General features: G+C 69.2%; 28 protein-coding genes and 3 pseudogenes. 11 read left to right on the forward strand and 20 right to left on the reverse strand.

Going from position 1 to position 25,437, the window contains the following annotated elements; genetic code table 11:
- Nucleotides 1–17 precede the first annotated feature (17 nt).
- From ACFJI0_RS13660 to ACFJI0_RS13685, 6 genes and pseudogenes are all read right to left on the reverse strand, one after another.
- The gene (locus tag ACFJI0_RS13660; protein WP_291118744.1) at nucleotides 18–530 is read right to left on the reverse strand and encodes a DUF2271 domain-containing protein; all 513 of its coding nucleotides are present in this window, start codon (nucleotides 528–530) and stop codon (nucleotides 18–20) included.
- A 22-nt stretch (nucleotides 531–552) separates the two neighbouring features.
- Nucleotides 553–1,191 (reverse strand): PepSY-associated TM helix domain-containing protein, encoded by a 639-nt coding sequence (locus ACFJI0_RS13665; protein ID WP_382320426.1) that lies wholly within the window; start codon nucleotides 1,189–1,191, stop codon nucleotides 553–555.
- Between the two features lie 158 nt (nucleotides 1,192–1,349).
- Nucleotides 1,350–2,162, reverse strand: a complete 813-nt coding sequence (locus ACFJI0_RS13670) for a TolC family protein (RefSeq protein WP_382320428.1) — start codon at nucleotides 2,160–2,162, stop codon at nucleotides 1,350–1,352.
- A gap of 115 nt (nucleotides 2,163–2,277) precedes the next feature.
- Nucleotides 2,278–2,772: pseudogene (locus ACFJI0_RS13675) on the reverse strand (TolC family protein); the annotation flags it as partial.
- Nucleotides 2,769–4,709 (reverse strand): MacB family efflux pump subunit, encoded by a 1,941-nt coding sequence (locus ACFJI0_RS13680; RefSeq protein ID WP_382320431.1) that lies wholly within the window; start codon nucleotides 4,707–4,709, stop codon nucleotides 2,769–2,771. The pseudogene ACFJI0_RS13675 and the gene ACFJI0_RS13680, both read right to left, overlap by 4 nt.
- Nucleotides 4,700–6,682 (reverse strand): efflux RND transporter periplasmic adaptor subunit, encoded by a 1,983-nt coding sequence (locus tag ACFJI0_RS13685; RefSeq protein ID WP_382320433.1) that lies wholly within the window; start codon nucleotides 6,680–6,682, stop codon nucleotides 4,700–4,702. The genes ACFJI0_RS13680 and ACFJI0_RS13685 overlap by 10 nt, the downstream gene beginning before the upstream one ends.
- 150 nt (nucleotides 6,683–6,832) lie before the next feature.
- On the opposite strand from ACFJI0_RS13685, the gene ACFJI0_RS13690 reads away from it, so the two are divergent.
- Genes ACFJI0_RS13690 through ACFJI0_RS13700 form a run of 3 tightly spaced genes read left to right on the forward strand, consistent with a single transcriptional unit; the run spans nucleotide 6,833 to nucleotide 9,094 of the window.
- A complete protein-coding gene (locus ACFJI0_RS13690; protein WP_382320435.1) occupies nucleotides 6,833–7,852 on the forward strand; it encodes a HAMP domain-containing protein in 1,020 nt (339 codons plus the stop codon).
- Nucleotides 7,762–8,385, forward strand: coding sequence for an ATP-binding protein (locus ACFJI0_RS13695; protein WP_382320437.1), 624 nt, complete (start codon nucleotides 7,762–7,764; stop codon nucleotides 8,383–8,385). The genes ACFJI0_RS13690 and ACFJI0_RS13695 overlap by 91 nt, the downstream gene beginning before the upstream one ends.
- Nucleotides 8,378–9,094 carry a response regulator gene (locus ACFJI0_RS13700; RefSeq protein ID WP_382320439.1) on the forward strand — a complete coding sequence of 239 codons (717 nt, stop codon included), beginning with the start codon at nucleotides 8,378–8,380 and terminating at the stop codon, nucleotides 9,092–9,094. Before ACFJI0_RS13695 ends, ACFJI0_RS13700 begins: the two co-directional genes overlap by 8 nt.
- Nucleotides 9,095–9,210: 116 nt before the next feature.
- Here the strand turns inward: ACFJI0_RS13700 and ACFJI0_RS13705 are convergent, their stop codons facing one another.
- Genes ACFJI0_RS13705 through ACFJI0_RS13740 form a run of 8 tightly spaced genes read right to left on the reverse strand, consistent with a single transcriptional unit; the run spans nucleotide 9,211 to nucleotide 13,707 of the window.
- Nucleotides 9,211–9,396, reverse strand: coding sequence for a hypothetical protein (locus ACFJI0_RS13705; protein WP_382320441.1), 186 nt, complete (start codon nucleotides 9,394–9,396; stop codon nucleotides 9,211–9,213).
- A complete protein-coding gene (locus tag ACFJI0_RS13710; protein ID WP_382320443.1) occupies nucleotides 9,393–10,133 on the reverse strand; it encodes a hypothetical protein in 741 nt (246 codons plus the stop codon). Before ACFJI0_RS13710 ends, ACFJI0_RS13705 begins: the two co-directional genes overlap by 4 nt.
- Nucleotides 10,130–11,032 carry a metal ABC transporter permease gene (locus ACFJI0_RS13715; protein WP_382320445.1) on the reverse strand — a complete coding sequence of 301 codons (903 nt, stop codon included), beginning with the start codon at nucleotides 11,030–11,032 and terminating at the stop codon, nucleotides 10,130–10,132. The genes ACFJI0_RS13710 and ACFJI0_RS13715 overlap by 4 nt, the downstream gene beginning before the upstream one ends.
- A complete protein-coding gene (locus ACFJI0_RS13720) occupies nucleotides 11,032–11,781 on the reverse strand; it encodes a metal ABC transporter ATP-binding protein (protein ID WP_382320447.1) in 750 nt (249 codons plus the stop codon). Before ACFJI0_RS13720 ends, ACFJI0_RS13715 begins: the two co-directional genes overlap by 1 nt.
- Nucleotides 11,778–12,719: a metal ABC transporter solute-binding protein, Zn/Mn family gene (locus ACFJI0_RS13725; RefSeq protein WP_382156916.1), complete on the reverse strand. Its 942-nt coding sequence runs from the start codon at nucleotides 12,717–12,719 to the stop codon at nucleotides 11,778–11,780. Before ACFJI0_RS13725 ends, ACFJI0_RS13720 begins: the two co-directional genes overlap by 4 nt.
- A 49-nt stretch (nucleotides 12,720–12,768) precedes the next feature.
- On the reverse strand, nucleotides 12,769–12,969 hold the full coding sequence (locus tag ACFJI0_RS13730) for a hypothetical protein (RefSeq protein WP_382320450.1): 201 nt from the start codon (nucleotides 12,967–12,969) through the stop codon (nucleotides 12,769–12,771).
- Nucleotides 12,941–13,381, reverse strand: a complete 441-nt coding sequence (locus ACFJI0_RS13735) for a DUF6162 family protein (RefSeq protein ID WP_382320452.1) — start codon at nucleotides 13,379–13,381, stop codon at nucleotides 12,941–12,943. Before ACFJI0_RS13735 ends, ACFJI0_RS13730 begins: the two co-directional genes overlap by 29 nt.
- Complete coding sequence (locus ACFJI0_RS13740; protein ID WP_382156912.1) at nucleotides 13,378–13,707, reverse strand: hypothetical protein; 330 nt, start codon at nucleotides 13,705–13,707, stop codon at nucleotides 13,378–13,380. The genes ACFJI0_RS13735 and ACFJI0_RS13740 overlap by 4 nt, the downstream gene beginning before the upstream one ends.
- A gap of 170 nt (nucleotides 13,708–13,877) precedes the next feature.
- Here ACFJI0_RS13740 and ACFJI0_RS13745 point away from each other — a divergent pair.
- The 5 genes and pseudogenes from ACFJI0_RS13745 to hemP all read left to right on the forward strand — a co-directional run bounded on the left by ACFJI0_RS13745 (nucleotide 13,878) and on the right by hemP (nucleotide 17,388).
- Nucleotides 13,878–14,998 (forward strand): annotated as a pseudogene (locus ACFJI0_RS13745) (alpha-hydroxy acid oxidase).
- A 322-nt stretch (nucleotides 14,999–15,320) separates the two neighbouring features.
- Nucleotides 15,321–15,974 (forward strand): energy transducer TonB, encoded by a 654-nt coding sequence (locus ACFJI0_RS13750; protein WP_382320454.1) that lies wholly within the window; start codon nucleotides 15,321–15,323, stop codon nucleotides 15,972–15,974.
- A 26-nt stretch (nucleotides 15,975–16,000) separates the two neighbouring features.
- The gene (locus ACFJI0_RS13755) at nucleotides 16,001–16,753 is read left to right on the forward strand and encodes a MotA/TolQ/ExbB proton channel family protein (protein ID WP_382156906.1); all 753 of its coding nucleotides are present in this window, start codon (nucleotides 16,001–16,003) and stop codon (nucleotides 16,751–16,753) included.
- 46 nt (nucleotides 16,754–16,799) lie between these two features.
- Nucleotides 16,800–17,178: pseudogene (locus tag ACFJI0_RS13760) on the forward strand (ExbD/TolR family protein).
- A gap of 48 nt (nucleotides 17,179–17,226) precedes the next feature.
- Nucleotides 17,227–17,388, forward strand: coding sequence for a hemin uptake protein HemP (gene hemP / locus ACFJI0_RS13765; RefSeq protein WP_382320456.1), 162 nt, complete (start codon nucleotides 17,227–17,229; stop codon nucleotides 17,386–17,388).
- Between the two features lie 150 nt (nucleotides 17,389–17,538).
- On the opposite strand, the gene ACFJI0_RS13770 is transcribed toward hemP, so the two are convergent.
- Nucleotides 17,539–17,946 (reverse strand): heme-binding protein, encoded by a 408-nt coding sequence (locus tag ACFJI0_RS13770; protein WP_382320459.1) that lies wholly within the window; start codon nucleotides 17,944–17,946, stop codon nucleotides 17,539–17,541.
- Nucleotides 17,947–18,195: 249 nt separating this feature from the next.
- On the opposite strand from ACFJI0_RS13770, the gene ACFJI0_RS13775 reads away from it, so the two are divergent.
- Nucleotides 18,196–18,891, forward strand: a complete 696-nt coding sequence (locus ACFJI0_RS13775) for a Bax inhibitor-1 family protein (protein ID WP_382156898.1) — start codon at nucleotides 18,196–18,198, stop codon at nucleotides 18,889–18,891.
- Between the two features lie 139 nt (nucleotides 18,892–19,030).
- Nucleotides 19,031–19,369 (forward strand): hypothetical protein, encoded by a 339-nt coding sequence (locus ACFJI0_RS13780; RefSeq protein ID WP_382320461.1) that lies wholly within the window; start codon nucleotides 19,031–19,033, stop codon nucleotides 19,367–19,369.
- Nucleotide 19,370: 1 nt separating this feature from the next.
- Here ACFJI0_RS13780 and rlmD read toward each other — a convergent pair whose 3' ends face one another.
- From rlmD to surE, 5 genes are all read right to left on the reverse strand, one after another.
- A complete protein-coding gene (gene rlmD, locus ACFJI0_RS13785) occupies nucleotides 19,371–20,867 on the reverse strand; it encodes a 23S rRNA (uracil(1939)-C(5))-methyltransferase RlmD (RefSeq protein WP_382320463.1) in 1,497 nt (498 codons plus the stop codon).
- A 12-nt stretch (nucleotides 20,868–20,879) separates the two neighbouring features.
- Complete coding sequence (locus tag ACFJI0_RS13790) at nucleotides 20,880–21,665, reverse strand: 3'-5' exonuclease (protein WP_382320465.1); 786 nt, start codon at nucleotides 21,663–21,665, stop codon at nucleotides 20,880–20,882.
- A 13-nt stretch (nucleotides 21,666–21,678) separates the two neighbouring features.
- Nucleotides 21,679–22,503: a peptidoglycan DD-metalloendopeptidase family protein gene (locus ACFJI0_RS13795; protein ID WP_382320467.1), complete on the reverse strand. Its 825-nt coding sequence runs from the start codon at nucleotides 22,501–22,503 to the stop codon at nucleotides 21,679–21,681.
- A gap of 167 nt (nucleotides 22,504–22,670) precedes the next feature.
- On the reverse strand, nucleotides 22,671–23,540 hold the full coding sequence (locus ACFJI0_RS13800) for a protein-L-isoaspartate(D-aspartate) O-methyltransferase (RefSeq protein ID WP_382320469.1): 870 nt from the start codon (nucleotides 23,538–23,540) through the stop codon (nucleotides 22,671–22,673).
- Nucleotides 23,537–24,316 (reverse strand): 5'/3'-nucleotidase SurE, encoded by a 780-nt coding sequence (surE, locus tag ACFJI0_RS13805; protein WP_291116305.1) that lies wholly within the window; start codon nucleotides 24,314–24,316, stop codon nucleotides 23,537–23,539. The genes ACFJI0_RS13800 and surE overlap by 4 nt, the downstream gene beginning before the upstream one ends.
- A gap of 125 nt (nucleotides 24,317–24,441) precedes the next feature.
- On the opposite strand from surE, the gene ACFJI0_RS13810 reads away from it, so the two are divergent.
- Entirely contained in the window at nucleotides 24,442–25,428 is a 987-nt protein-coding gene (locus ACFJI0_RS13810; RefSeq protein WP_382156886.1) for an NADPH:quinone oxidoreductase family protein, read from the forward strand.
- The last annotated feature ends 9 nt before the right edge of the window (nucleotides 25,429–25,437 follow it).

The following is a 25,437-nucleotide window of genomic DNA, read 5'->3' on the forward strand; positions in this document are numbered from 1 at the left end:
AGGGTCTCCAGTCGGGGTCAGGGTTTGACGGTGACGCTGATCGCGCCGAGTTCGTGTTCGCCACGGGCTTGTGTGGTGGTGGCGGCCTTGGGGGGCCACACGAAGGGCACCTTCACCACTTCACGGCCACCCACTTCGCGCGCGGCTTCGAGCACGAGGCTGTATTCACCCGGGGCCAGCTTGCCCAGCGCGGTGCTGTCGGCGAACTGCACCGACTGCTCGCCGGGCGCGCGCGTGGCGCCACTGATGCCGTCCACCGGCATCGTGAGCTCGCGGCCGCTCTTGCGCCACCAGGCGCGCATGTCCTTGAGCCACTTGGTGCCCTCGTTGTTGCGCATCTTGATGTCGTACCAGACCGCGAGGTTGCCCGCGAAGGACTGGTCGTTCTTCTCGATCCAGATCGCCACGTAGGGGCGGTGGTACTCCGCCACGGTCAAGCGCGGAATCTCGACTTTGAGCGCCATGTCGGCGGCCAGGGCGGGGAAGGCAAACCCAGCCGCGGAAATGGCGGTGGCGTATCGGATCAACATGGGAACGCAGCTCCTTCGGCAGTCAATGGATGAACAGGATCACGAGCAACAAGGGAATCACCAGGCCCGCGCCCACCATGGGCCAGGTCGTGGGGCGGCTTGTCGCGTGGAACTTGAGGATGAACAGGCCGGTGATGCAGAACACCAGGCAGGCCACCGAGAAGATGTCGAGAAACCACTTCCAGGCCAGGCCGGTGTGGCGGCCCTTGTGCAGGTCGTTCAGGTAGGAGATCCAGCCCCGGTCGGTGCGCTCGTACTCCACGCTGCCCGACTCGCGCTCGATGCGCAGCCAGGCATCGCCACCAGGGCGCGGCAGCGAAAGGTAGATCTCTTCGGGCGACCACTCGGCGGTGGTGCCGGGCAGGGGCACGTCCAGCGCCTCGGCCAGCCAGCGGTGCACCTCGGGCGGCAGCACCGCGTTGTCCGGCTCGTCGTCCTTGGGTGCGAGCGCCGTCTGCAGTTCGGCGGGCAATTGCACCAGCTTCTGCTGCACCTGGGGAGCGGCCGCGATGTCGGCCGCGTGGTTGAGGGTGATGCCCGTGAAGGCGAACAGCAGCATGCCGATCAGGCACAGCGCCGAACTGATCCAGTGCCACTGGTGCAGGGTCTTGAGCCAGTAGGCACGGTTGGACGCCGCTTGGGCGGCTGGGGGGTTCTTCACGGGAGTAGAGACAACGCAGAAACGGATCGGAAGCCAACGGAAGGCGGGACATCGCGAGGGCGGAAACCGCCTGCGCTCATCAGCCTGAGAATTATAACTATTCTCATTTAGAAAAGCCCTTGGAGCCCCGCAAAAAGTTGCTGTCCTGCTTCTGTTTTTCAGGAAATCGGCGGCGGCGGACCGGCCCAGTCACCGCCCAGGGCCTTGTACATGTCCAGCGCGGCGGTCAGGCGCGAGAGGCTTTGCGTCGCCAGGGCGTCCAGGGCGGCGAACAGGGTGCGCTGCGCGTCCAGCACCGAGAGCAGATCGCCACTGCCCTCGCGATACCGCAGCTCGGCCAGCTGCAGCGAGCGGCGCGCCTGCGCCACCACCTCGCGCTGCAGCGCTTCCTGGCGCTCGCTGCGCGCCACGTTGCCCAGGCCGTCGTCCACCTCCTTGAGCGCGGTGCGGATGGCCTTGCCGTAGTTCTCGATCAGCACCACGCGCTGGGACTCGGTGCTGCGGATCTGCAGGCGCTGGCGCCCGCCATCGAAGATCGATTGCGCCAGCGAAATGCCCAGCGACACGCTGCGCGTGGGGTCGGCCAGGCTGATCAGGGCCGAGGTGCCCAGGCTGCCCGACGCCGACAGCGACAGGCTCGGCAGCAGCGCCTTGCGCGCGACTTCCACGTTGGCATCGGACGCGGCCAGTTGGGCTTCCGCGGACGCCAGATCGGGGCGGCGCGTGAGCAGCGAGGACGGCAGGCCCGGCGACAGCGCGGGCACACGCAGCTGCGTGAACTCACCCGCTTCAGGCGCGTAGCCTTGCGGCACGCGTCCCAGCAACAGCGCGAGCGCGGTGGCGGTCTGGCGCTGCTGCAATTCGATGGGCAACAAGGCCGTGCGCTGCGACAGCACCGTCGTGCGCTGTTGCGACACTTCCAGCGCCGTGGCGACGCCGTTGCGCTGGCGCGCTTCCACGATCGCCAGCACGCGCTCGGCGATGGCCAGGTTCTCGCGCGCGATGCGCAGGCGCTCGGCGGTGTTGAGCCACAGGAAATAGTTGTTGCGCCACGGCCGTGAGCAGCGTCAGGCGCGCGGTCTTCCAGTCGTACTGGCTGGCCTGGAACGAGGCCTCGCCCGCGCGCACGCCGGCCGCGATGCGGCCCCAGAGATCAACCTCGTAGCTGACGGACAGCCCGGCACTGCTCGACTCGCGGGAGGTGGACGCGGTGCCCGGCGCGTCGGTCCGGCCGGCCGTGCTGCCCAGGCTGCCGTTGACCGACGGCAGGCGCGAGACGCCCGCCTGCTGCAGGGCGATGTCGGCCTGGCGCATGCGTTCGATCGCGATGCGCAGGTCCGGGCTGCCGGCCTGCGCCTCTTCGATCAGGCGCTCCAGCGGCTGCGAGCCGAAGGACTGCCACCAGGCGGTGGTCAGCTGCGGCGCGTCGGTCGCGGGCAGCGCGGGCGCGAAGGCGGCGGGCATCTCGACCACCGGCCCACGCGCCGGCTCGGTGCTGGCACAGGCCTGCAAGGCCAGCACGGCGGCCAGGAGCAGCGGTTTGCGCAAGGGGAACGTTGACGGTTTCATCACGGTGTTCATTCGGAAGACAGGGCCACGACGGGGTCGAGCCGCGCGGCCTTGCGCGCGGGCAGGTAGCCAAAGATCAGGCCGGTGGCGAAGGCGCAGCCGAACGCCAGCACGACCGGGGTGACGGAGAACTGCACCGCCGTGCCGGTGGCACCGATCACGAAGGCCACGCCCAGGCCGATGACGACGCCGATCAAACCGCCCAGCGCGGAGACCACCAGCGCCTCGATCAGGAACTGCTGGAGGATGTTGCGCATGCGCGCGCCCGTGGCGATGCGGATGCCGATCTCGCGGGTGCGCTCGGTCACGCTCACCAGCATGATGTTCATGACCCCGATGCCACCGACCAGCAGCGAGATCGCCGCGATCGAGCCCAGCAGGATGGTCATGGTGTTCTGCGTCTCGGTCGCGGTGTCGATGATCGACGCCATGTTGCGGATCTGGAAGTCGATCACGCCATGGCGCTCGGCCAGCAGGGATTCCACCGCCGACTGGGTTTCGTCGATGCGGCTCACGTCGGACACAGCCACCGTCACGTTGCGCAGGAAGCGCTGACCCGACAGGCGCAACTGGCTGGTGGCGTAGGGCACCAGCACCACGTCGTCCTGGTCCTGCCCGTTGGGCGAGGCGCCGCGCGTGCTCATCACGCCCACCACCTGGAAGATCAGGTTGTTCACCAGCACGAACTTGCCCAGCGGCTCCTCGCCACCCGGGAACAGGGCCTTGGCCACGGTCTGGCCCAGCACCGCCACGGTGGCGTATTCCTGCTCGTCCTCGTCGGTGAAGAAGGTGCCGCGCTGCACCTTCCACTGGCGCGCGAGCGGGAACTTGGACGAGGTGCCCAGGATGCTGCTCGAATAGTCGGACTCGCCATAGCGCAAGGTCGCGTTGCTGCTCTGTTCGGGCACGGCCGCCAGCACGTTGGGCACTTCCTTGTCGATCGCGTTCACGTCGGCGAGCACCAGCGTCGCGGTGTTGGAGAAGCCCCGCTGGTTGGGCGCGCCCGGGCGCACCAGCAACAGGTTGGAGCCCATGGCGCTGATGCGGTCGATCACCACCTGCTTGGCGCCGTCACCGATGGCCAGCATGGCGATCACCGAGGCCACGCCGATCACGATGCCCAGCAGCGTGAGGATGGCGCGGAACACGTTGGCGCGCAGGGCGCGCAGCGCGGTCTTGGCGGCCTCGACCACATCGCTCAGGTGCGAGATGCGGCCGGCGCGCGCCGTCCAGTTCTGCGCCGCCAGCGCGGCCTGGCCTTCGGGCGGACGTGGGCCCGGGTCGGCCAGGATGTGGCCGTCCTTGATCTCGATCACGCGCTGCGCGTGTTGGGCGACCTCGGCGGCGTGGGTGATGAGGATCACCGTGTGCCCCTGTGCCGCCAGCTCCTTGAGCAGGACCATCACGTCGGCGCCGCTCTTGCTGTCCAGCGCGCCGGTGGGTTCGTCGGCAAGGATCACGCGACCGCCGTTCATCAAGGCCCGGGCGATCGACACGCGCTGCTGCTGCGCACCCGAGAGCTGGTTCGGCCGGTGGTGCATGCGCTCGCCCAGGCCCAGCGAGCCGAGCAATTCGCTCGCACGCTGATGGCGCTCGGCCGGGGGGATGCCCGCGTAGACGGCGGGCACCTCGACGTTGTCGGCCGCGGTGCCGGTGGCGATGAGGTTGTAGCTCTGGAACACGAAGCCGAAGGCATCGCGGCGCAGCTCGGCGAGTTCGTCGCGCTCCAGTTCGGAGACATCGCGGCCCATGAAGAGGTAGCGGCCGGTGGTGGGCTTGTCCAGGCAGCCCAGGATGTTCATCAGGGTGGACTTGCCCGAACCGGACGCGCCCATGATGCCAACCAGCTCACCGGGGTAGATCTTCAGGTCGATGCCGTGCAGCACCTCGACCGACAGGTCACCGTTGTGGTAGGTCTTGGTGATGCCGCTCAGGTCGATCAGCGGCACGCCCGCGCTCTGCGGCGCGGCGCGCAGCGCCTCGGCCTCATGCGACTGCGGCAGCTGGCTGATCGGCGCGCCCCACCGGCGGCGCCACCCGGCATGCCACCAGGACCACCCATGCCCTGCGGCTGCCCCAGGCCCGTGCCTTGTGTCGGGTTGGCAGGACGGCGCTCGGGTTCGCGCACGCCGGCGATCACGCGGTCGCCTTCCTTCAGGCCCGACAGCACCTCGGCATGCACCCGGTTGCTGATGCCGATGGTGACGTCGCGCTCTTCGATCGTGCCGTCCTCGGCCATGACCTTGACCTTGGCCTGGCGGGGGCCGCGCGCCGGGCGGGTGGGCCCGTCGTTGCGGGGCATGCCGCTCACGTTCGGCGCCGTGGGCTTGGCGGCCGCGGCGTCCTTGCCGCCGGCATCGGTGCCCGAGGCGGCCCGCTTCTGCGTGGGAGCAGCACCATTGGCGCCGCCGGGTGCCGTGGCCGCGCTGCCACCGTTGGCCTGCGCCTGCTCGCGCTCCTTGCGGCGCTGCTCGCGGAAGCGGGCACGCTCCTCTTCGCTCATGTTCTGGAACGCTTCGGGGCTCATGCGCGGGCGATCGCCGCCCGCACCCGCCGCGTTGCCCGCGCCCGCGCCGCCCGGCGCGGCACCACCGGCGGCTTCGCGTTCCTTGCGGCGCTGCTCGCGAAAGCGTGCGCGCTCCTCGTCCGTCATTTTCTCGAAGGCCTCACGGTCCATGCGAGGACGCTCGCCGCCCGCCTGCGCGACCACGGTGTCGGCCACCGTCTTGAAGGACGCCGACGGAATGGCGGACGTGCTCGTGCCGCGCTGCGTCGGCGCCGCCGGGGCGGCGCCCGGCGCGCCGGGTGCGGGCGTGGCACCCGACGGCGCGGCCGGCGTGGGCGCAGTGCCCGCGCCCGGGTTGTTGCGCGCCCCGCCCGGCCCGCCTTGCTGCCCGCCGCGGTTGCCCTGGGCGCCGCGCTGGATCGTCAGCGCCGACATCGGCACCACCAGCACGTCCTTGGCCTCGGCCACCACGAAGAACACCTGCGCGGTCATCTGCGTCATCAGGCTGCGGTTGTTGTTGGGCACCTCGAACAGCGCGTTGTAGAGCACCACGTTGTTGGTCACCGTGGGCGTGGGTTCGATCTTCTTGAGTTCGCCGTACCAGCGGCGGCCCTGGCCACCCAGGGTGGTGAAGTACACCGGCATGCCGCCGCGCAGCTTGCTCACGTCGGCCTCGGACACCTGGGTCTGCACCGTCATCACCGAGAGGTCGGCGATGCGCATCAGCGTGGGGGCCTGCTGGTTGGTGTTCAGCGTCTGGCCCTGGCGCGCGGTGATGCTCACCACCGTGCCGGCCATGGGCGCGTAGATCTTGGTGTACTTGAGGTTGGCCTCTTCCACCCGCATGCTGGCCTGCAACTGCTCCATCGAGGCCTTGAGCGACTGGATCTGCGCACGCGCCGTCTTCACCGCGGTTTCCGCGTTCTGCAGCGTCTCGGCGGTGGTCGCCTCTTCGGCCATCAGGTTCTTCTGGCGCTGCAGGTCGCGCTCGGCCTTGGCCAGTGTGAGTTCGCGCTCGCCCATCTGGGCCTGTTGCGAGCGCAGCTGGGCGCGGCTGGCGTCCACGCGCGCCATCGAGGTCTCGGCGTCGATCTCGGCCAGCAGGTCGCCCTCCTTGACCTCGCTGCCCACCTCCACGTGGATCTTGCGCAACTGGCCCGACACCTGGGCGCCCACGTCCACATAGTCGCGTGGCTGCAGCGAACCGGTGGCGCTGACCTGGTCCTCGATGTCGCCGCGCTGCACCGTGGCGGTGATGTAGGCGCTCTCGGTCTTGGCGCCCGGCCCCCAGCGGTAGTACGCAAAACCGCCACCCCCGAGCACGGCCAGGCCCACGAGCGCGATCAGCGCCAGCTTCCAGGTCTTGCGGCGGCGGGCGGCGGGGGCCTTGCCCCCTTCACGTTGGACTTCGTTCATGACAATGCGTTGAGGTTCTGGATGGAGGGCGCCCGCAGGGCTTGCCGGGATGATGCGGGATATTGCCCGCGAAATATGGAAAGAATGAGCAAGCAGAACGCCCTGGCTTGCACAAAGTTTGAAAGATTTGGGTTTAGTCTCGACCACACCATGCAGACCGACCGTGCCACCCCCTCGTCCAGCCGCCGGGCCTGGCTTTCGCGCTTCGACACCCTGCGCGTCAAGCTCTTCCTGGCCATCGCGGGCGCCAACGTGGTGCTGGTCATGTCCGCCTACCTCATCTACAGCTGGAGTTTCGACAAGGGCCTGGTCGAGTACCTGAACAAGGCCGACGAAAACCGGCTGCAGCCCATGATCGTGCGGCTCGCCGAGGGGTACCGCCAGCAGGGCAGCTGGGCCTGGATCACCGAAGACCGCCAGCGCTGGCAGGACCTTTCGCGCGAAGTGCTGGGCACCGGCCGCATGCAGCGCCGCCCCGCCGAGCCGCAGGCAAGCTCACCCGGCCTCCCCCCGGCGCAGACGCCGGCCGACGTGCAGCCCCATGCGCATCCACCACCGCCGCCGCCATCCGCGCAGCCGGCACCCGGCACGCCGAGCGTGCCGCCGCCCCTCACCATCGACCCCCGGCTGCTGCTGCTCGACCCCGAGCGCAACCTGCTCGCCGGCCCGGAAGGCCGCACCGAACAGGCCGTGCTCAAACCCATCCAGGTCAACGGGCAGCTGGTGGGCTACCTGGGCTACGTGCCGCGCCTGCAGATGGTGGCCTCGCTCGAACGCGTGTTCCTGGCCCAGCAGACCCGCACCTTCGCCGCCATCGCGCTGGGCATGCTCGCGGCCGTGCTGCTCAATGCCGCGCTGATCGCGCGCTGGCTCTCCCGGCGCCTGCACGTGCTCGGCGAGGGCACGGCGGCCGTGGCCCGGGGTGACTACAGCGTGCGCCTGCCCGCGCGCGGCCACGACGAACTCGCGCAATTGGCCGATGCCTTCAACCACATCGCACCTCGCTGCAGGCCGCGCAACAGGCGCGGCAGCAATGGATCGCCGACATCGCCCACGAGCTGCGCACGCCGCTGGCGACCTTGCGCGCCGAGATCGAGGCCTTGCAGGACGGCATCCGCCAGCCCGACACGGCCAACCTCGACTCGCTGGCGCAGGAGGTCAGCCGCCTGACGCGGCTGGTGGAAGACCTGCGGCTGCTCTCCCTGTCCGATCTGGGCGCGCTGGACTACCGCTTCGCCCCGCTCGACCTCGGCCGCTTCGTCGGCCACCACCTCAGCGACGCCGCGGGCCTGCCCGGCCGGCGCCTGCAGGTGCGCACCGAACTGGCCGACGGCGTGGAGATCCGCGCCGATGGTGATCGGCTCGACCAGGTGCTCAACAACCTGCTGCAGAACACGCAGCGCTACAGCGCCGACCCCGCCACGCTCAGCGTGCAGGTGCGCCGCCAAGACACCGAGGCCCAGCTGACCTGGGAAGACACCTCGCCGGGCGTGCCGCCCGACGCCCTGCCCCGCCTGACCGAGCGGCTCTACCGCGTGGACGAGTCGCGCGCCAGCGCCAGCGGTGGTTCGGGCCTGGGCCTGGCGATCGCGCACGCCATCATCGTCGGCCACGGCGGGCGCATGCAGGCCTCGGCCAGCGCGCTCGGCGGCCTGCGCTGGGACATCTGGCTGCCCCTGAACACGGAAGCCGCGCATGGCTGAGCGCAGCATGATGGCCAGCCGCATCCTCATCGTCGAGGACGAAAACAAGATCGCCGGCGTGCTGCTGGACTACCTGAAGCAGTCCGGCTTCGACACGCACCACCTCACGCGCGGCGACGAGGTGGAGGACTGGCTGGAACACCACCCGGTGGACCTGGTGCTGCTGGACCTGATGCTGCCCGGCAAGAGCGGGCTGGACGTCTGCAAGGCCCTGCGCGCCGGCACGCCGGGCAAACAGGCGCCAGCCATCATCATGGTCACGGCGCGCGTGGAGGAGATCGACCGCCTGCTCGGGCTCGAACTCGGGGCCGACGACTACATCTGCAAGCCCTTCAGCCCGCGCGAGGTGGTGGCGCGCGTGAAGGCGGTGCTGCGGCGCGGCACGCACGCGGTGGAGGCCACGGCCGACGACCTGCCCCATGGCCTGCAGCTGGACGACGCCGCCTGGCGCGCCACCATCGCCGGGCACGACCTGGGCCTGACCGCCGTGGAGTACCAGCTGCTCAAGGTGCTGAGCGCGCGGCCCGGGCGCATCTTCTCGCGCGAACAGCTGATGGACTCGATGTACCAGGACGAGCGCATCGTCTCGGACCGCACGGTCGACAGCCACATCAAGAAGCTGCGCCGCAAGATCCAGGAGCACCTGCCGGAGCAGGAGCTCATCCACTCGGTCTACGGCCTGGGCTACAAATTCGAACCACCCCTGTAGCGGCTGCGCCGCTTTCCCCTCAAGGGGACGACACCAGCGGCCTGGCGAAGCCAGTTCCGCGGTGCCTCTGGAATCGACACCGTGCGCGCCGGACGCGCCCCTTCTCCTCCGTGCCTTCAGCGGGCGGCGATGGCGCCCAGGCGCTGGGCGTTCTCGCGCAATTCGCCCACCGGGTCGCGGCCCTCGGTCAGCAGCACTATGGCGCGCACGCCGGCCTGTTGCACGGCCTGCGCCACGGGCGGCGGCAGCTCGCGGTGGTGCAGCACGGCGGACACCGAGGCGCTGCGCAGCCGTTGCGTCAATTGCGTGAGCGCCTCCGGCGTCCAGGCTTCGTCGGCGCGGGCGTCGGTGCCCGCGAGGTCGAGGTTGAAACCGTTGACGAGGTAGTCGAGCCGGTCCGAGAGGCTGAACACCGCGAGGTTGCTCGCGTTGCCAGGCGGGCTTCGCTCTGCGCCGTGATGCCCAGCAGCTGCTGGCGCAGCGCGCCCACATTGGCCTGCAGGCGCGGCTTGGCGGCGGGCACCAGCCGGCCGACGTCGCTGGCGATCACGTCGGCCATGCGGCCCAGGTTCACCGGGTCCAGCCAGGGCAGCGCGTTCGCCGCGGCGTCCTGCTCCTGCAGCGCCATGCCGGGCAGGGAGGCATCGAGCGGGCGCGCCGCGTCGATCTCGACCAGGCGGATGTTCTGCCGGCGCGCCAGCGGAAACAACGGGTCGTCGGGCCAGATGGAGCGCAGGGCGATCACGGCGTCGGCCTGGCGCGCGGCCTCACCGAGCCCGGCCGCGCCACGGCCGGAGAAGAAAGCCAGCTGCCGGTTCGGCGGCAGCGTCTCGGGCACCGGCCGCAGCACCACGATGCCGGTGTCGCGCACCAGCGAGGTGGTGAGCGCGGCCACCACGGGATGGGCCACCAGCAGGCGGGCCGGCGCCGCGGCGGCGGCCACGGGCGCGGCAGGCGCCTGCGCGGTGGCGGCACCGGCCGACAGGGCCAGCAGACCGGCCAGGCACCAGGCCGGCGGGGACAGAAGACGCGAGGTCATCCAGCATGTCCTTTCAGTGACGGGGTGAAGCCCCGGATGACCGCCGCGAGCGCGAACAGCGCTCCGGCGGTGAGGATGATGGCCGCGCCCGAAGGCACCGGCAGTTCGAGTTCGATCGGCACCAGGATGCCGATCTGCGTGCTGACAGTGGCGATCGCCACGCTCAGCCAGAAAAAGCCCCGCAGCGACAGGCTCAGCAGGCGCGCAGCGGCCGCGGGAATGATGAGCAAGGCACCGACCAGGATCGCGCCGATCACCTTGACCGAGGCCACCGTCACGATGGTCACCAGCACCACGAACAGGTAGTCCAGCAGCTTCACGCGCACGCCGCGCACGCTGGCCAGCTGCGGGTTGAAGCTGGCGAGCATGAAGCGGTTGTACAGCGGCACCGTGAGCGCCACCACCAGCGAGCCGACCACCGCGAGCACCAGCAGGTCCCCGGCGTCCACGGTCAGCACCGAGCCGAACAGCACGTTCTCCAGGATGTGGATGTTGACGCGGCCCGACAGCATCAGCAGCAGGCTCGCCCCCATGGCCAGCGAGACCGCGAGGAACACGCCGATCAGGGTGTCGGGCGAGAGGCCGGTGCGGTTGCGCAGGTAGTTCAGCAGCATGCCGAACAGCAGGCAGTACGCGAACAGGCTGCCGTAGGGCCCGGTGTAGGGCTCGCCCAGCAGGATGCCGATGCGCACCCCGGTAAGCGCGGCGTGGCCCACGGCCTCGGAGAAGAAGGCCAGTCGCTTGACCACGACCAGCGTGCCCAGGCCACCGAGCACGGGGCCGATGAACAGCCCGGCCAGCACGGCGTTGACCACGAAACCGTAGGCCAGCGACGCGGGCAGCGTGCCCTGCTCGGCCAGGTGCTGGATGCCCTGGCGGAAGGTATCGAATGCGCTCATCAGGCCACCGCCTTGTCTTTTTCTTCTTCGCGCCGCTGCCGGCTGGAGAACAGCGCGAGCACGCGCTGCGGGGTCAGCGTCTCGGCGGCCGGGCCGTCGAACAGCACCTGCCGGCTCAGGCCGGAGACGTGGTCGGCCAGGCGCGTGACGGCATCGAGATCGTGCTCGATCCACAGCACGGTGACGCGGGTCTCGCGCCAGTGCGCGAGCAGCTTCTCGAAGATCGCTTCACCGGCTTCGTCCAGCGCGGACATGGGTTCGTCGAGCAGGATCAGGTCGGGCGAAGGAATCAGCGCCTGCGCCAGCAGCACGCGCTGGCGCTCACCGCCGGAGAGCGCGCCCATGCGGCGGCCCGCCTTCTCCAGCATGCCCACCTGCTGCAAGGCCTGCTCCACCGGCTCGCGCCAGCGCGGCGACAGGCCGAGGAACACCGGCCGGCGCTGGCACATGGCGCCCATGAAGTCCATCACCGTCATCGGCAGGCCGGCATCGAAAGCCAGGGCCTGCGGCACGTAGCCCACCACGCCCGGCAGCTCGCCAGGCCAGGTCAGGCTGATCTGCCCCCGGTGCGGCACCTGGCCGAGCAAGGCCTTGAAGAGCGAGCTCTTGCCGCCGCCATTGGGGCCCACGAGCGCGTGCACGGTGCCCGCCGCCACGTGCAGGTTCACCTGCCGCAGGATGTCGGTGTGGCCCAGGGTGAGGTCGACGGATTCGAATGCGATGCCGGGTCCACCCGCGATCGCGCTCACGCGGACTCCTTGATCGCGCGCACCACAGTGGCCAGGTTGCGGGCGATCTCGTTCTCGAACTTGTCGGCCGTGTACGGGCCGTGCGAGATGTGCGTCAGCGCGTACAGGCGCACGCCGGTTTCGCGGCGGATGGTGTCGACGTAGGCGGACGGGAAGTCCATCTCCGAGAAGATCACCTTCACGTCGAGCGAGCGGATCTGGTCGATGGTGCCCTTGAGCTGCGAGGGGCTGGGTTCGATGCCGTGCGCCGGCTCCACCACCGCCGCCACTTCCAGGCCGAACTCGCGCAACAGGTAGTCGTAAGCGCCGTGGATGGTGGCGATGCGCAGGCCGCTGGCGGGCGCCTGGGCCAGCTGGCCCAGCGCGTCGGCGCGCAGCTTGCGCAGCTTCTGCGCGTAGGCGCGCGCGTTCGCGGTGTAGGCGTTGGCGTTCGCGGGATCGAGCTTGCCCAGTTCGCGGGCGATGGTGTTCACCTGCGAGATCGATGCCGTGACCGACAGGAAGGTGTGCGGGTTCACCACCTTGCCCGAGGTGCCCCGGCCGGTGCCCACCGCAGCGAGCAGCGGCACCTGGGCGTTGGCTTCGATCACCTTCAGGTCGGGCTTCTCGCTCGCCGCGATCATGCGGCCGGCGAAGTCGTCGTGGCCCACGCCGTTGAGCACGATCACATCGAGCGAACCGATGCGCTTGATGTCTTCGGTGCGCGGCTCGTAGGCGTGCGGGTTGAAGCCGGCGGGAATGACGGGCACCACCTCGGCCAGATCGCCCACCACGTTGGCGACGTAGCTGTAGTAGGGGTGCAGCGTGACGCCAACGCGCAGCTTGCGCGCCTGCTGCGCCCAGGCCGGCACGCTGGTGGCGGCCAGGGCCATGGGGGCCCAGGCCAGCGCGGACAGCAGGTGTCGGCGGCGCGCGGAAGGCGGGTGGTGGTCTGACATGAGAGGGATCCCGAAAGAAAAGAAAACGGAAGCGCGAAAGACAGAGAGGTCAGTGCGCGGTGTCCTTGCGCGTCACGCCGGCGTCGTAGCGCACCACGACCTGGCGCCAGCCCTGGCGCGTGAGCGAGGCATCGTCCAGCTGCTCGGGCCAGGCGTTGGGGCCCTCGCGGTGCACCCAGACCTCGACCTCGTCGTCGTGCGCATGCGCCTTGGGCGATGCTTCACCCTCGCCTTTGGCTGGCAGGCGCAACAGGAAAGACGCCGCGACATCCGGTGCCGCGCTGCGGCCCACATAGGCCACGTCGTGGCCTTGCACCTGGGTGCGCCATTCGTGGCGCACCGCGCGCGGCGGCACCGACACCGGTGACGAAGGGCGGCAGGTCCATGCCACGCAGCTGCTCGATGGCCGGCAGAGCCTTGTCGGTCTCGATCAGCGCGGTGATTTCCTCGGCCGCCACCAGCAGGTCGGCGTGCACGCCCTGCTCCGCCGCGTTGAGCTGCGTGCGGGCGTCGATCTGGTGCGACGACAAGGCCGCCGCCGCCAGCGGCTGCGCGCGCGCGCCGATCAGGATCGCGGCCACCGCCAGCACGCAGGCCGCGGCCAGCACCACCCACAAGGTTTCGTGTCCCGCGCCGGCGGGGCGCACCACTTGCGTGGTCATGGCTTGACGTCGGTGTGATCGACCTCGGCCGAGTGCTCGCCGCCGTCCTCCAGGCGCACGAAGAATTCGCCCGCGGGCCGCTTGAACTGCAAAGCCGAATCGCCGCCCAGCGTGCCCTTGAACAGCACGCGCTCGTCGTAGGCCTTCACCTGCACCGACATGCCGACCGCGTCGCTGCCATCGGAGAACTCCCCGACGCAGCGCACCATGTTCTCGGCCGCGGGCTTACAGGTCAGCAACAGGCTGTGGGCCGACGCCAGACCGGGCAGCGCCGCGGCCCCCACGAACAGGGCGGACAGGAACAGGGGGTGAAAGCGTTTTTGCATGGACCAGGGTTCGTCGAGACATGCCCGGAGCGGCCGAACCGGCCCGGCATGGACAATAATGAACGATAAATGAGAATTGTTCCCATTATAAACAGCAGCTTGAATCCCCCAAAGGCTCTGCTCCTGTTTTTGCTGCACCGCTCCCAGGCCCGCCGCCCACCCACGAACCCATGACGCCCCAACACACGCACCCAGCCCTGCCCCCGGGCGTGACCACCCTGGCCGATCACGAGCGCCACGCCCGCGGCGTGCTGGACGAGGCCAGCTGGGCCTACCTGTTCGGCGCGGCGGCCGACGAATTGACCTTCGCCCGCAACATCGAGGCCTGGCGCGCGCTGGAGCTGCTGCCCCGCGTGCTCAAGCCTCTGGCCGGGGGCCACACCCGCGTCGAGCTGCTCGGCCGAACCCTCGCCCACCCCATCCTGGTCGCGCCCATGGCGCACCAGCGCCTGGCGCACCCCGATGGCGAACACGCCACCGCCCTGGCCGCCGCCGCACTGGGCGCGGGCCTGGTGTTCAGCACCCAGGCATCGGCACCGCTGGACGAGATCGCGGCCCGCTTCCTGCCGGAGCCTGGGCGCGGTCCCTTGTGGTTCCAGCTCTACCTGCAGCCCGACCGGGGCTTCACGGCCGAACTCGTGCAGCGCGCCGAAGCCGCCGGCTTCGAAGCGCTGGTGCTCACGGTGGACGCGTCGGTGCAAGGCGCTCGCGACAGCGAACGGCGCAGCGGCTTTCGGCTGCCGGCCGGCATCGGTGCGGTCAACCTCACTGGCCTGCGCCACCCGCCGCCCCACACACTGGCCGCGGGCCAGAGCGCCCTGTTCGACGACCTGCTCACCCACGCGCCCAGCTGGGACGACGTGGCCTGGCTGCGCTCGATCACGCGCCTGCCCGTGCTGCTCAAGGGCGTGCTGCATCCCGACGATGCCCGCCAGGCAGTGGCCTGCGGCGCCTCGGGGCTGATCGTGTCCAACCACGGCGGGCGCACGCTCGACACCGCCATCACCACAGCCAACGCCCTGCCCCGCATCGCGCAAGCCGTGCAAGGCGATCTGCCCCTGCTGGTGGACGGCGGCATCCGGCGGGGCACCGACGTGCTCAAGGCCATCGGCCTGGGCGCGAGTGCGGTGCTGGTGGGCCGCCCCGTGCTGCACGGCCTGGCACCGCGGGCGCGACCGGCGTGGCCCATGTGCTGCGCCTGCTGCGCGACGAGCTGGAAATCGCGATGGCGCTCACCGGTTGCCGCACGCTGGCAGAGGCCTCCACGGTGCTGGCGCCCACCGGCCGCTAAAAAAACCGCTCTTTTTTGGCACAATCATGAGAATGCGAAACATTCTCGTTTAGAATCGATAGCAGTTTCCTGTCACACGTCGCACTGTCGACCCACGCGAAAGGGATTTCCATGACCACCGGCCTCGCTGTCCTCGGCGCCAGCCTCATGCTCATGCTGATCGCCGCGTGGTGGATTTTTCGACACAGATAGTTCATAACGAGGCCTTCACCACGGCCCCACGCCACCGTCCTGCCGAGCCTCTTCCGACTTCACCATGCCGACCGCCAGCGCCACCATGGCGCCTCCCATCTCCCCCTCGCCTGACGCCCCACCGCGCCGCATGAACCGCCGCATCCTGGTGGTGGGCGCGGTGGTGGGCTTTCATGTGCTGGCCGTCTGGGCTCTGCAGAGCGGTCTGCTGCGCCGCGCCGTGGAGATGGTGATCCCGGTCGAAGTGCTGGCCGAGATCATCGAGCCGGCGAAGCCGCAGATCATTCCCGAGCCGCCACCGCCTGCGCCTGCGGTGCAAAAGCCCCAGCCCAAGCCAAAGCCCATCGCGCGCCCCGAGCCCACGCCGCAACCGGTGTTGCAGCAGGAGCCCTCGCCCATGGCGCCCGTGGTGGCGCCCCCGGAACCCGCGCCGCCCGTCGTGGCCGCCGAGCCCGCGCCACCGGCCCCGCCCGCGCCGCCAGCGCCACCCGCACCGCCGCGCGTGGAGCTGCCCTCCAGCAGCGCCGATTACCTGAACAACCCGCGCCCGCCCTACCCCGCCTTGTCCAAGCGCATGGGCGAACAGGGCAAGGTCGTGGTGCGCGTGTTCATCGAGACCAACGGCACGGCCAGCAAGGCCGAGGTCCGCACCTCCAGCGGCTTCGACCGGCTGGACCAGACCGCCGTACAGACCGTGCTGCGCTGGCGCTATGTGCCGGGCAAGCGCAACGGGGTGGCTGAAGCCATGTGGTTCAACATCCCGATCAATTTCGTTTTGGAATAAACCTCTTCCCCTGGAGTCAGAGAATCATGGATCCGCAAATCGCTTCGACGGGCTTGGCCCACGTCTGGACACAAGGTGACTGGGTCACCCGCTCGGTGGCGATCGTGCTGCTGGCGATGTCCCTGACCACCTGGGTCATCATCCTGTGGAAGGCCCTGGACCAGCGCGCCCAGCGCGCCCAGGCCAAGGGCATCGAAGGCTTCTGGCACAGCGCCGATTTCGCCGAAGGCCTGGACAAGCTGGGCTCGTCCGAAGGCAACCCCTTCCGCAGCGTGGCCCTGGAAGGCCGCGAAGCCACCCGCCACATCCTGCACAAGGACGGCCACAACGGCACGCCGCCGCAGCGCCAGCTGCACGACAGCCTGGACGTCAGCGACTGGGTCGAGCGTTCGCTGCGCAAGAGCGTGGACGACCACACCGCCCGCGCCCAGAGCGGCCTGTCGGTGCTCGCCTCGGTGGCCTCCACCGCGCCTTTCGTGGGCCTGTTCGGCACCGTCTGGGGCATCTACCACGCCCTGCTGAGCATCGGCGCGGCCGGCCAGGTCAGCATCGACCGCGTGGCCGGCCCGATCGGCGAGGCGCTGATCATGACCGCGCTCGGCCTGCTGGTCGCCATTCCCGCCGTGCTGGGCTACAACGCCCTGGTGCGCGGCAACAAGGGCATCAGCCACCAGCTCAACCGCTTCGCACACGACCTGCATGCCTACTTCGTCACCGGCGCCCGCGTCACCGCCGGCGCGGCCGACGGCAAGGTGCTGCCGATGAAGAAGGCCTCGTAAGGACCCGCCATCGGCCATCGGAACCCAATCGGACAGCGACGAGGTGATGAGCGAGATCAACATGATCCCGTTCATCGACGTCATGCTGGTCCTGCTGATCATCTTCATCATCACCGTGCCCGTGATCAAGCACTCGGTCAACATCGAGCTGCCCCAGGCGAGCATGGAGAAGGTGCTGGACAAGCCCGAGAACATCCGCCTGTCGGTGGATGCGGACGGTGTCTATTACTGGAACGACCAGCGCGTGGAAGACGCCGACTTCGCCAACCGCCTCGCGGCGGCGGCCGCGCAAGATCCCCAGCCCGAGCTGCACATCCGTGGCGACAAGGCGGTGCGCTATGAGCGCGTGGCGCAAGCCATCGGCCAGCGCGCAGCGCAGCGGCGTGCGCAAGATCGGCTTCATCACGGAACCCGGCACGCCATGAACCCGAACCCGGACACCACCCCCGCGCCCGCCAACGCAACCGCATCCGATGCGCCGACGACGCTGCAGCTCCTGCACGAAGGCCATCCCGTGCCGGTGCTGCCCAGCGCCGAACTGCTTCGCGGCCAGAAGGTGGTCGGCGATTCATCACAACGGATCGCTCTATCGGCTGCACGCGACGCGGCAGGGCAAGCTGATCCTCACCAAGTAACCAGGCGGCAGCGCAAGCCCGCCTCGCACCGTTTTTTCATCGTGGGGCGACCCGGGGACATCACCATCCCCGCGCGTCGTTTTTAGCCAGCCAAGGGGCCGAAGGTCCCGTTAGCCAGGCACTTTTTTCGGGTGTGCCACCCGGCAAAGCTCACAAGTTTATCGCAGCAATGCCCGCGCGCGCGATCTGCGCGTCTTCGGTCGACTTCACACCGCTCACACCCACCGCGCCCAGGCACTGGCGATCCTTGAGGATGGGCACACCGCCTTCGAGCATGCCCGAGAGCGTGGGCGCGCTCAGGAAGGACATGCGGCCCTGGTTGATCACGTCTTCGTAGATCTTGCTCTCGCGACGGCCCATCGCGGCCGTGTGGGCCTTGGCGGGGGCGATGTGGGCCGAGATCGCGGCCGCGCCGTCCAGCCGCTGCAGCCAGAGCAGGTGCCCGCCGTCGTCCACGATGGCGATGGTCACGGCCCAGTTGTTCTTCACGGCCTCGGCTTCGGCCGCGGCGGCGATGAGTTTGACGTCGGCGATTTCGAGCATTGCCTTGTTTTTCATGAACTTGGTCCTAAATGGGGGATCAGAGAAGGAATTGCAGAGCGGGAGCTTACCGCCCGGGCGCAAAGTGCGAACGATAACGCGTGCATTGGCACACCAGAGGTCACAAGTGACCATACCAAAAATGCGTTGTCCCGCGCCGGGTGCTCACGGCGGACCAGCCTCCTACAATGCAATTTCGCCGGTTGCGCGTCATTCCGACGCGCAGCGACCGGCCTAGGGCGTCAGATGATGAAGGAGATCACCACCATGACCGACCAAGCACAGACCAGCGGCCGCTTCGGCACCGCCGTCTCTTCCGATGCGCTGCGCAACAAAGTCATGCGCAACACCTACTGGCTGCTGGCCCTGTCCATGCTGCCCACCGTGCTGGGCGCCTGGATCGGCGTGCAGACCGGCATCACCGCCGCGCTCACGGGCGGCCTGGGCCTGATCGTCTTCCTGGGCGGCGCCTTCGCCTTCATGTTCGCGATCGAGAAGACCAAGAACTCCGCCGCCGGCGTGCCCGTGCTGCTGGCCTTCACCTTCTTCATGGGCCTGATGCTCTCGCGCCTGCTGGCGGCGGTGCTGGGCTTCTCCAACGGCTCCAGCCTGATCATGACCGCCTTTGGCGGCACGGCCGGCGTGTTCTTCATCATGGCCAACCTCTCGGCCGTGATCAAGCGCGACCTCTCCGGTCTGGGCAAGTGGCTCTTCGTGGGCGCCCTGGCCATCATGATCGGCGCGATCATCAACGTGTTCGTGGGCAGCCCGGCCGGCATGGCCGTGATCGCCACCCTGGCGATCGTGGTGTTCAGCCTGTACCTGCTGTACGACCTCAAGCGCATCGTGGACGGCGGCGAAACCAACTACATCACCGCCACCCTGGGCCTGTACCTGAGCCTGTTCAACATCTTCCAGAGCCTGCTGATGCTGCTGGGCATGTTCGGCGGCGACCGCGAGTAAACGGGCCCTCGCCCATCGAAAAAGGACCTTCGGGTCCTTTTTCTTGGCCTGTCGCACGGGCAATGTGACATTTTTGCCGCCTGGGGCGTCAAGTTCGGGCCCCAGGCGCCGAAACAAGGCTGAAACCCACTGCACAGCCATGCGACACACCGCCCTCACCCTCTGCCTCCTGGCCGCCGTCAGCCTGCTGACCGGCTGCGAAGCGCTGGGCATCGAGACCGCCACGCAGGTCGCGGCCAAGAAGGAAGCCGAGGGCAAGGCCATCGGCAGCGCCTGCCGGCATGCGGTGCGCAGCATCGAAAGCTGCTTCAGCAACTACCCGCGCGCCGGCAAGGCCGCCGTGTTCGCCGGCTGGCGCGAGATGGACCAGTACATGCGCGAGAACTCGGTGGTGGGCATGCCCTCCGAAACCGAGTCCGGCGCCGCGCCTGCCGCAGCCGACGGCGCCAAGCCCGGCGCCGAATCGCAGAAGTCCTGATTCAGCCCTCGTCGGCCACCGCCGGCGCCGCATCGGCGCCCGGCACCTTCGACGGGTCCAGCTCGAACACCGCCATGCTCTCGACGTGCGCCGTGTGGGCAAACATGTTGACCACCCCCGCCGCCACGCAGCGGTAACCCGCCTGGTGCACCAGCAGCCCCGCGTCGCGCGCGAGCGTGGCCGGGTTGCAGCTCACGTAGACGATGCGCTGCGGCGGCGTCCAGTCACCGCGCAGGGCCGGGTTCTGGTGCAGGTCGGCCATGGCCTTGGCCAGCGCGAACGCGCCCTCGCGCGGCGGGTCCACCAGCCACTTCTGCGCCACGCCATCGGCCACCAGTTGCTCGGGCGTCATTTCGAACAGGTTGCGCGCCGCGAAGGTGGTGGGCGCGAGCGCGCGGTCCCGGCCGGCCTGGTTGCCCGCCAGGTTTTCGCGGGAGCGCGACACCAGGGCCTCGCTGCCTTCGATGCCCAGCACCTCGCCCGCCGTCGTGGCGATCGGCAGGGTGAAGTTGCCCAGGCCGCAGAACCAGTCGATCACGCGCTCGTGCGCCTGCGCATCCAGCAGGCGCAGGGCGCGCACCACCAGCACACGGTTGATGTACGGGTTGACCTGGGTGAAGTCGGTCGGCTTGAACGGCATGGTGATGCCGAACTCGGGCAGCGAGTACGAGAGCACCGCCCCACCCTCGTCGAGCAGCTTGACCGTGTCCGGCCCCTTGGCCTGCAGCCACCATTGCACGCCATGCTGGAGGCCGAAGGCCCGCAGGCGGGCGCGGTCGTCCTCGCTCAGCGGCTCCAGGTGGCGCAGCACCAGCGCCGTCACGTCGTCGCCGCTGGCCAGTTCGATCTGCGGGCAGGTGTCGCGCGCGTCCATGCCGAAGATGAGTTCGCGCAAGGGCATGAGCATGTCGCTCACGTGCGCGGGCAGCACCGGGCAGACCTTCATGTCGGCCACATAGCGGCTCTTGCGCTCGTGGAAGCCGATCAGCACCTCGCCCTTCTTGTGCACGTGGCGCACCGAGAGGCGCGCGCGGTGGCGGTAGCCCCAGGCCGGGCCTTCGATGGGGCGCATCATGGTCTCGGCCCTGACCTTGCCCAGGTGCCAGAGGTTGTCTTCCAGCACGCGCTGCTTGACGGCCACCTGGGCGGCCTCGTGCAGGTGCTGCATCTTGCAGCCGCCGCACGCGCCGGCGTGCAGGCCGAAGTGCGGGCAGCCGGGCCGCACGCGCTGCGAGGATTCGCGGTGGATCGCCGTCACCGTGCCGGCTTCCCAGTTGTTCTTCTTGCGATGCACGTTCACGCTGACCTGCTCGAAGGGCAGCGCACCTTCGATGAACACCACCTTGCCGTCGGGCCGGCGGGCGATGCCCTGGGCATCGATGTCGAGAGATTCGATCGCGAGCCAGCCCTCAGGCAGGGTGCTGGCCGCTGTTTCGTGGGCCGCCTCGGTGCTGGCGGTGGTGAGAAGGCTGTTTTCGTGGAGGGAGGACGCTGTCATCCCCCGATTGTCTCAGGCCCAGGCCCGCAGGTACTCGTCCCAGTGCGGCTCGGCCGGGGCCAGGTTGCCCAGCGTCTCCTTGACCATGGCGATTTCCTGCTCGTATTCGGCCTCGGTCAACCCGCCGCGCATCTTCTGGAAACGGCAGTACACCAGGTAGGTGTTCATCACGTCGGTCTCGCAATAGCGGCGGATCTCTTCGGTCTGCCCCGCCAGGTACTGCGCGTACACCTGCGAGCCGTCCATGCCCAGCTTGCCTGGAAAGCCGCAGAGCTTGGCCATGGCGTCCAGTGGCGCGTTGTTCTTGGGCGAGTACATGGCCAGCAGGTCCATCAGGTCCAGGTGCCGCATGTGGTACCGGCTGATGTAGTTGTTCCACTTGAACTCGCGGTCGTCCTCGCCCAGGTCCCAGTACTTGCTGGCCTCCACGCCATGGCGCAGGCCGCGGTAGTGCAACACCGGCAGGTCGAAGCCGCCCCCGTTCCAGCTCACCAGATGGGGCGTGTGCTTCTCGATGGAATGGAAGAAGGCCTGCACCACCTTGCCTTCGCTCTGCCCGTCGCGGTCCACGAAGGAGTGGATGCGCAGGCCTTCGGCGTTGCGGAAGACGCAGCTGATGACCAGCACGCGCTGCAGGTGCAGCGGCACGAAGTCGCTCTGGCCCTTTTCCTTGCGCTCGGCCAGCCAGGCAGCGTGGACCTGCTCGTCGGTCAACTCGGGCGCCGCGCCGCGCAGGGCGCGCAGCCCGGCCACATCGGGAATGGACTCGATGTCGAAGACGAGAACCGGCCAGGCCATGCCGCGCCGGTGTTCAGCGCTTGGGCAGGTGGCCCATCGGGTCGACCGGCTTGCCCAGGCGGCGCACCTCGAAGTGCAGCTTCACGCGATCGGTGTCGCTGCTGCCCATCTCGGCGATCTTCTGGCCCTGGCGCACGGCCTGGTCCTCACGCACCAGCAGCGCCTGGTTGTGGGCGTAGGCGGTGAGGTAGGTGTTGTTGTGCTTGAGGATGATCAGGTTGCCATAGCCGCGCAGGCCGGCACCGGCGTAGACCACACGGCCATCGGCCGCCGCGACCACCGGGTCGCCGATCTTGCCGGCGATGGACACGCCCTTGTTGTTGGCCTCGTCGAACGGCGTGATGACGGTGCCCTGGGCCGGCCAGATGAAGCTGATCTCGTCGGCGCCGCCCGCGGCCGGGGCGGGTGCCGGGGCCGGCGGGGTGGTGGGCGAGGTGGAGGCCGCGGGGGGCGCGGTTTCCGACAGGGGCCGCGAGGCCACGCCCGAGCTGGTCACCGGGCTCGTGGTGGGGCCTGTCGGTGCCGTGGCCGTGGTGGTGGCGCCCGGCGGCTGCACGCGCAGCACCTGGCCCACTTCCAGCGCGTTCGGGTTGGTGAGGTTGTTCCAGGCCTGGATGTCGCGCCAGTTCTGGCCGTTGTCCAGCGCGATGCGGAACAGGGTATCGCCCGCCTTGACGGTGTAGTAGCCCGGCTTGCCGGCGTTCTCGGCGCCCGGCATGGGCACCACCTCGGCCGGGCGGGGGCCGGCGGAACCGCCTCGGTCTTCCACGGGCGCCGGGCGGTCCAGGCGGGTGGAGGAACAACCGGCGGCGACCATCAGCGCCGCCAGCATGGACATGACCGCGACGCCTCGCCATGCAGGACGACCCGACTCCTGGGGACGCCCCGAGCATTGGAAAACACGCTTGTTCATGAAAACTCCCACGAATTGCAAGGAACCCTGGCCGCCTGCGCGGTCAGGGCCCTGAAAAAGACACGTTGCACCGCCCGGGAGGCGGTGCAACATCATGCGACACCCGATTTTAGAGGCACAAAGAGCACGGCCTCCAGCTCGGTGCGGACGATGCCGGTGGCGGTTTTGTCCACCACCACCAGGTTCTGCCGACCGGCCGCCGTGACCGCGGGCGCCACCAGCCGGCCACCCACGGCCAACTGGTCGATCCACGCCTGCGGAATGTCGTTGCCACCCGCCGCCGCGATGATGGCCGCATAGGGTGCCCCTTTGGGGTAGCCCAGCATGCCATCGCCAAACAGCAGGTGCAGGTTGGAGAGGCGGAACCAGCGAAGGTTCTCGCGCGATTTTTCGTGCAGCCCCTTGAGCCGCTCGATGCTGTAGACCTCGCGCGCCAGGTGGCTGAGCAAGGCGGCCTGGTAACCACAACCGGTGCCGATCTCCAGCACCCGGCCCATCTTCTCGCCGCGGCCCTGGCAGAGCAGCTCCAGCATGCGCGCCACCACGCCGGGCTTGGAAATGGTCTGCCCCAGGCCGATGGGCAGGCTGGTGTCTTCATAGGCCTGGTTGACCAGCGCCGAATCGACGAAGCGGTGGCGTTCCACCGCCTGCAGGGCCGCCAGCACGCCCGGGTGCGTGACGCCCTGCCCCTGGATCTTGCGCACCATGGCGGCGCGCACCGCCTGCGATTCCATGCCCACGCCGGTGGGCGCCACCGGGTGTACCGGCACCCGGGGCGCGGCCTTGGGCTGCGGCAGGGCCGGCGGTGCCACGGCGCGCGCCGCCGGCCGGGGCTGCAGCTGGTTGCGCGGCACCGGTGCGGGCGCGGCGGCGGGCAGGCGCGCCGGAAAACCCGGCCTGGGCTTCGCGCCCGCCGCGGGGGCGGAAGACGGTGACGGTGGAACCGGCAGACCGCGCTTCACGAGCCGGCACCACCCGTGGACAGGCTCGCGGCCGTGGGCGCCCAGTAGGCGAGGCGGTCGTGGTCGGTCAGGTCCACCTGCAGGGGCGTGATGGTGGCATAGCCCTGCAGCGAGGCGTGGAAATCCGTGCCTTCGGCGTCGTCCTTGGCCTTGCCCGCGCTGCCGATCCAGTACATGGTGTCGCCGCGCGGGTTGGTCTGCGAGATCACCTGCTCGGCCGCGTGCCGGCGGCCCAGGCGCGCCACCTTGAAGCCGCGCAGCTCGGCCAGCGGCCGGTTGGGGATGTTGACGTTGAGCAGCCAGGGCTCGGCGGGCGGGCCGTTTTCCAGCGAGGGCAGCAGCTGCGAGACCAGGCGCGCGGCCATCTGCCCCGCGTCTTCCAGGTGGCCCCAACCCTTTTCGGTCTGTGAAAAGGCGATGGCGGGCACGCCGAACAGGTAGCCCTCCATGGCCGCGCCCACAGTGCCGGAATAGATGGTGTCGTCGCCCATGTTGGCGCCGTTGTTGATGCCGGAGACCACCAGATCGGGCCGGTAGCCCAGCAGGCCGGTGAGCGCGATGTGCACGCAGTCGGCCGGCGTGCCATTCACATAGCGAAAACCGTTGTAGGCCGTGTGCACGTAAAGCGGCGAATGCAGCGAGAGCGCGTTGGACTTGGCGCTGTTGTTGTGCTCCGGGGCCACCACCTCCACCTCGGCCAGCCCCTTGAGGGCCTCGTAGAGCGCCACGATGCCGGGCGCCTGGTAACCGTCGTCGTTGGAGATGAGTATTTTCATTGCCGCGATTTTAGGTGGATCGCCCCGGTCACGCCCGGGACACGCAAGGGGCTTACCCGCTGCGGAAGACGGCCCCCGCTGCCTATCATGGAACGGTTTCATGACCATTTGAACGAGGACACACCATGCATGCCTGGCTCTGCGAAAACCCCGTGGGCGTCGACGCCCTGACCTGGAAGGAACTGCCCACGCCAGCGCCCAAGGCGGGCGAGGTGCTGATCGAGATCCAGGCCGCGAGCCTGAACTTCCCCGACCTGCTCATCGTGCAGAACAAGTACCAGATGAAGCCCGCCCTGCCCTTCGTGCCGGGCTCGGAGTACGCCGGCGTGGTGCGCGCCGTGGGCGAAGGTGTGAAGCACCTGCAGGTGGGCCAGAGCGTGGCCTGCCTGAGCGGCACGGGTGGCTTCGGCACCCACACCATCGCACCGGCCGCGCTGTGCATGCCGCTGCCGCCCGGCTTTCCGGCGGTGGACGCGGCCGCCTTCATCATGATCTACGCCACCTCGTGGCACGCGCTGATGGACCGGGGCGCGCTCAAGGCCGGCGAGACCGTGCTGGTGCTGGGCGCTGCCGGCGGCGTGGGCACGGCGGCGATCCAGATCGCCAAGGCCGCCGGGGCGCGCGTGATCGCGGCCGCCTCGAGCGACGAGAAGTGCGAGCTGTGCCAGCAGCTGGGGGCGGACGCCACCATCAACTACAGCGTGCACACCCCCAAGGAGGGCCTGCGCGATGCGATCAAGCAGCTCACCGACGGCAAGGGCCCGGACGTGATCTACGACCCGGTGGGTGGGGACTTCGCCGAGCCCGCGTTCCGCTCGATCGCCTGGCGCGGCCGTTATCTGGTGGTGGGTTTTGCCAGCGGCCCGATTCCCGCCCTGCCGCTGAACCTCACCCTGCTCAAGGGCGCCAGCCTGGTGGGCGTGTTCTGGGGCGATTTCGCGCGCCGCGAACCCAAGGCCAACGCCGAGATGATGCAGGCGCTGGCGGGCATGTACGCCAAGGGCCAGGTCAAGCCGGTGATCGACCAGACCCTGCCCATGAGCGAGCTGCACAAGGCCTACGCGATCATGGGATCGCGTTCGGTCAAGGGCAAGCTGGTGATGGTGAACTGAAGAAGGCCG

The organism is Hydrogenophaga sp. UC242_53, from assembly GCF_042696965.1.
Classification (GTDB): domain Bacteria; phylum Pseudomonadota; class Gammaproteobacteria; order Burkholderiales; family Burkholderiaceae_C; genus Hydrogenophaga.

What these genes read in the sequence shown, in the direction of transcription:
- ACFJI0_RS13660 (WP_291118744.1), bottom strand. Translation starts at nt 530, where the DNA reads ATGTTGATCCGATACGCCACCGCCATTTCCGCGGCTGGGTTTGCCTTC.
- ACFJI0_RS13685 (WP_382320433.1), bottom strand. Translation starts at nt 6,682, where the DNA reads ATGAACGAAGTCCAACGTGAAGGGGGCAAGGCCCCCGCCGCCCGCCGC.
- ACFJI0_RS13690 (WP_382320435.1), top strand. Translation starts at nt 6,833, where the DNA reads ATGCAGACCGACCGTGCCACCCCCTCGTCCAGCCGCCGGGCCTGGCTT.
- ACFJI0_RS13700 (WP_382320439.1), top strand. Translation starts at nt 8,378, where the DNA reads ATGGCTGAGCGCAGCATGATGGCCAGCCGCATCCTCATCGTCGAGGAC.
- ACFJI0_RS13710 (WP_382320443.1), bottom strand. Translation starts at nt 10,133, where the DNA reads ATGACCTCGCGTCTTCTGTCCCCGCCGGCCTGGTGCCTGGCCGGTCTG.
- ACFJI0_RS13715 (WP_382320445.1), bottom strand. Translation starts at nt 11,032, where the DNA reads ATGAGCGCATTCGATACCTTCCGCCAGGGCATCCAGCACCTGGCCGAG.
- ACFJI0_RS13725 (WP_382156916.1), bottom strand. Translation starts at nt 12,719, where the DNA reads ATGTCAGACCACCACCCGCCTTCCGCGCGCCGCCGACACCTGCTGTCC.
- ACFJI0_RS13735 (WP_382320452.1), bottom strand. Translation starts at nt 13,381, where the DNA reads ATGACCACGCAAGTGGTGCGCCCCGCCGGCGCGGGACACGAAACCTTG.
- ACFJI0_RS13740 (WP_382156912.1), bottom strand. Translation starts at nt 13,707, where the DNA reads ATGCAAAAACGCTTTCACCCCCTGTTCCTGTCCGCCCTGTTCGTGGGG.
- ACFJI0_RS13750 (WP_382320454.1), top strand. Translation starts at nt 15,321, where the DNA reads ATGAACCGCCGCATCCTGGTGGTGGGCGCGGTGGTGGGCTTTCATGTG.
- ACFJI0_RS13755 (WP_382156906.1), top strand. Translation starts at nt 16,001, where the DNA reads ATGGATCCGCAAATCGCTTCGACGGGCTTGGCCCACGTCTGGACACAA.
- hemP (WP_382320456.1), top strand. Translation starts at nt 17,227, where the DNA reads ATGCGCCGACGACGCTGCAGCTCCTGCACGAAGGCCATCCCGTGCCGG.
- ACFJI0_RS13770 (WP_382320459.1), bottom strand. Translation starts at nt 17,946, where the DNA reads ATGAAAAACAAGGCAATGCTCGAAATCGCCGACGTCAAACTCATCGCC.
- ACFJI0_RS13775 (WP_382156898.1), top strand. Translation starts at nt 18,196, where the DNA reads ATGACCGACCAAGCACAGACCAGCGGCCGCTTCGGCACCGCCGTCTCT.
- ACFJI0_RS13780 (WP_382320461.1), top strand. Translation starts at nt 19,031, where the DNA reads ATGCGACACACCGCCCTCACCCTCTGCCTCCTGGCCGCCGTCAGCCTG.
- rlmD (WP_382320463.1), bottom strand. Translation starts at nt 20,867, where the DNA reads ATGACAGCGTCCTCCCTCCACGAAAACAGCCTTCTCACCACCGCCAGC.
- ACFJI0_RS13790 (WP_382320465.1), bottom strand. Translation starts at nt 21,665, where the DNA reads ATGGCCTGGCCGGTTCTCGTCTTCGACATCGAGTCCATTCCCGATGTG.
- ACFJI0_RS13795 (WP_382320467.1), bottom strand. Translation starts at nt 22,503, where the DNA reads ATGTCCATGCTGGCGGCGCTGATGGTCGCCGCCGGTTGTTCCTCCACC.
- surE (WP_291116305.1), bottom strand. Translation starts at nt 24,316, where the DNA reads ATGAAAATACTCATCTCCAACGACGACGGTTACCAGGCGCCCGGCATC.
- ACFJI0_RS13810 (WP_382156886.1), top strand. Translation starts at nt 24,442, where the DNA reads ATGCATGCCTGGCTCTGCGAAAACCCCGTGGGCGTCGACGCCCTGACC.